General features: G+C 73.2%; 4 protein-coding genes. 1 reads left to right on the plus strand and 3 read right to left on the minus strand.

Translation table 11 applies throughout. The annotated features are described in order from the left end of the window. Positions 1-45: 45 nt before the first annotated feature. A complete protein-coding gene (locus H5J33_RS28400; RefSeq protein WP_181797690.1) occupies positions 46-408 on the plus strand; it encodes a 5-carboxymethyl-2-hydroxymuconate Delta-isomerase in 363 nt (120 codons plus the stop codon). 9 nt (positions 409-417) lie between these two features. Here the strand turns inward: H5J33_RS28400 and H5J33_RS28405 are convergent, their stop codons facing one another. The 3 genes from H5J33_RS28405 to H5J33_RS28415 are packed head-to-tail and all read right to left on the minus strand — an operon-like array spanning position 418 to position 3,080. Then, a complete protein-coding gene (locus tag H5J33_RS28405; RefSeq protein ID WP_258565453.1) occupies positions 418-1,107 on the minus strand; it encodes a TetR/AcrR family transcriptional regulator in 690 nt (229 codons plus the stop codon). A 36-nt stretch (positions 1,108-1,143) separates the two neighbouring features. After that, on the minus strand, positions 1,144-2,202 hold the full coding sequence (locus tag H5J33_RS28410) for a PDR/VanB family oxidoreductase (RefSeq protein ID WP_181797691.1): 1,059 nt from the start codon (positions 2,200-2,202) through the stop codon (positions 1,144-1,146). Beyond that, positions 2,202-3,080: a metal-dependent hydrolase gene (locus H5J33_RS28415; RefSeq protein WP_181797692.1), complete on the minus strand. Its 879-nt coding sequence runs from the start codon at positions 3,078-3,080 to the stop codon at positions 2,202-2,204. The genes H5J33_RS28410 and H5J33_RS28415 overlap by 1 nt, the downstream gene beginning before the upstream one ends. Positions 3,081-3,304: the final 224 nt, after the last annotated feature.

Raw genomic sequence — 3,304 nt, forward strand, 5'->3', positions numbered from 1 at the left:
GGCGGGGAACTAGGGTGAGGCGGTTGCCGTAGAACAGGAGTGCGCATGCCGCAGATCACCATCGACTACTCCGACCTCATGGAGGACGCCTTCGACCGCGAGGGATTCGCGCGGGCGCTGCACGAGGCCACCGTGGAGATCGCCGCGGCGAAGCCGGAGGCGTGCACGACGCAGTTCCGGCCGAGCGCGCTCACGGCGTTCGGGTACGAGGACTCCGGGGCGCGCGGCCATGCCGTCGCGCACGTGACCATCGGGCTGCTCGCCGGGCGCACCGACGAGACGAAGGCACGGCTGACGGAGACGGTCGTGGAGCTGCTGCGGGAGCACGTGAAGGGCGGGGCGTTCGTCCTGCACGTCTCCGCCGAGGCCCGCGATCTCGACCCGTCGTACCGGATGTCCCACGGATAGGGCGCCCGCTCAGGAACCGAGGGCGATGAGCCGGCCGATCAGCACCGCGAAGGGGCCGTCGGCCGGCTCGTCCTTCACCATCGCGCGCAGCAGCTCGGCCATGTCCTCGTCGTGGGCCGCGCCGACGGCGGCCAGCGCGGCGAAGTCGTGCACGAGCTGGACCTCCAGCTCGGCGCGCGGCACCCGCCGGCCCTCCAGCCAGATCAGGGCCGTGGATTCGGCGAGCGAGATCCAGGAGCGGACCACCAGCTCCAGCCGCGGGCTCGGACCGGTGACGCCCAGGTGTGACAGGATCTGGTCGTAGGCGGCCTGCCGTACGGAGTCGATGAGCGCGTTGGTGGCCGACGAGCCGACCGCCGGGCCGCCGCGCAGCAGCGCGGAGAAACCGGGGCCGTGCTCGTCCACGAAGTCGAAGTAGCGGCCCATCACCCGCAGCAGCCGGGCGCCGAGCGGTCCCTCGTGCGGCTCCTCGAAGCGGCTCGCCAGATCCTCCGACGCCCGCTTCAACGCGGCCTCGTACAGGCTGAGTTTGCCCGGGAAGTAGTGGTACACCAGCGGACGCGAGATGCCCGCCGCCGTGGCTATCTCGTCGATCGAGACCTCGTCGGGCGAGCGTTGGCTGAACAGCTCCAGGGCGACGCCGATCAGCTGCTGCCGACGCTCCTCGACGCTCATTCTGCGGCGAACCCCGGTCCTCATACGAACACCTTACCGAGCGGATCCGGCCGCCGGTGATCACATGTCCAGCACCAGCCGGTCGCTCCGGGCCCGGGACACGCAGATCAGCATCGAGTCGTGCCGTTCGGCGTCCGTCAGCAGCTCGTCGCGGTGCTCGACCTCGCCCTCCAGCACCCGCTGCTGACAGGTGCCGCAGAAGCCCTGCTCGCAGGAGTAGGCGGTGCCGGGCAGTTCCCGGCGTACGGCGGCCAGCACGCTGGAGCCGGCCGGGATCGTCACCGTGCGCCCGCTGCGGCGCAGTTCCACCTCGAAGGCGGCGTCCGCGCCGGCCGCCGTACGCGGCGCGAACCGCTCCAGGTGCAGGGTGGCGCCCTTCGGCAAGGCTCGCTCCACGGCCGCCATCAGGCCCTCGGGGCCGCAGCAGTACACCGCCGTGCCCTCGGCCGTCCCGGCGAACAGCGCGGCCAGATCGGGCCGGCCGTCCTCGTCCTCGGCGACGACCGTCAGCCGGTCGCCCGCGAGCTTCGCCAGCTCGTCCAGGAACGGCATCGAGGCCCTGGTCCGCCCGCCGTACAGCAGCCGCCACTCGGTGCCGTCCGGCAGGGCCCGCAGCATCGGCAGGACCGGGGTGATGCCGATGCCGCCGGCGACGAAGACGTAGGCGGGCGCCGCGACCAGGGGGAAACGGTTCCTCGGTCCGCGTACCTCCAGCTCCATGCCCTCGGTGAGCTGCTCGTGCACCTCGCGGGATCCGCCCCGGCCGTCCGGCACCAGCCGGGTGGCGAGCGTGTAGGCGGAGGTGTCCGCGGGGTCCCCGCACAGGGAGTACTGCCGGACGAGCCCCGAGGGCAGCACCAGGTCGACGTGCGCCCCCGGCTCCCAGCGCGGCAGCCCGCGGCCCTCCAGGCGCAGCCGTACCACCCCGTCGGCGACGGACTCGTGCGCGGTGAGCAGCAGCCGCAGGGGCCGGGGACGAGGCCGGCCGGAGACCGGCGGGTCCAGGGCGGGCAGCGGCCACAGCGGCGAGGTGCTCACCCGGCGGCGCAGGGCCCGCCGGGTGAGCAGGGCGGCGGCCGTGGCGCCCGCGACGAGCGCGGCGGTGCGCGGCTTCGGCATCACGCGGCCCGCCTCTCCGCCGCCGTGGCCGCGGGGGAGGCGGCCAGATAGGCGAGGGCCTGCTCGGTGTCGCCCTCCTGCGAGGGGTGGTAGGCGCGGCTCAGATAGCGGGGTATGGACCGCAGCATGTCCCCGGTCCCCGGCAGCAGGCCCTGCCTGCCCCGGTCGTGGAAGTCCTTGAGGGTGGCCCTGCCGCCGGTGAGGGTCGGGTCGTTCGCCATGAAGAACCGCGCCCCGCGCTGCCACAGGAACACCAGCGCCGTGAAGGCGGTGGCCCACGTCCGCACCCGTCGGCGGTAGCTTCCGTCGAGGTGCGTGAACAGCTCGAAGGCGACCGAGCGGTGCTCGACCTCCTCCGCGCCGTGCCAGCGCAGCAGGTCCAGCATGGTGGGGTCGGCGCCGCGCCGGTCCAGCTCCCCGGCGTTCAGCACCCAGTTCCCGAGGAACGCCGTGTAGTGCTCGATGGCCGCGATCAGCGCGACCCGCTCCAACAGCCACCATCTGCGCGGCCGGCCCGGCGGCAGGGTCCGGTCGCCGAGCAGCTTCTCGAAGAACCAGTCGACCTGCGCGGTGTACGGCGTGGGATCGAGCCCGAGCTCCCTCAGGTGGGGCAGCACCTCGTCGTGCGCCTGGGAGTGCACGGCCTCCTGCCCGATGAAGCCGATGACGTCCTCGCGGAGCCGGTCGTCCCGGATCAGCGGCAGCACCTGCTTGTACACCCGCACGAACCACCGTTCCCCGGCGGGCAGCAGCAGGTGCAGCACATTGATGGTGTGCGTGGTGAAGGGATCCCCCGGCACCCAGTGCAGCGGTGTGCCGTCCCAGGAGAAGGACACGGGGCGTGCCTTGAGCGGCACCCGGGCCTGAGTATTAGACATGGCGTCAATGTACTGACGGGTAGCGCGGCTGAGAACCCCCCGCGCCCCGGCTTGTCGACGCCGGCGCCGCTACCGCAGGCCGCTGATCGTCCGCCCGTCCGCCGACACGCCCTTCAGCTCGGCCCGCGCGCCCTGCTCGGCCCGCGCCACCAGCAGCGGCCCCGGCCCGGACGCGGTGACCCCGCCCGTGGCCTCGATCGACGCCGTGCCCTTGCTTCCCGCCG

The organism is Streptomyces sp. WELS2 (assembly GCF_013870595.1).
Taxonomy (GTDB): Bacteria; Actinomycetota; Actinomycetes; order Streptomycetales; family Streptomycetaceae; genus Streptomyces.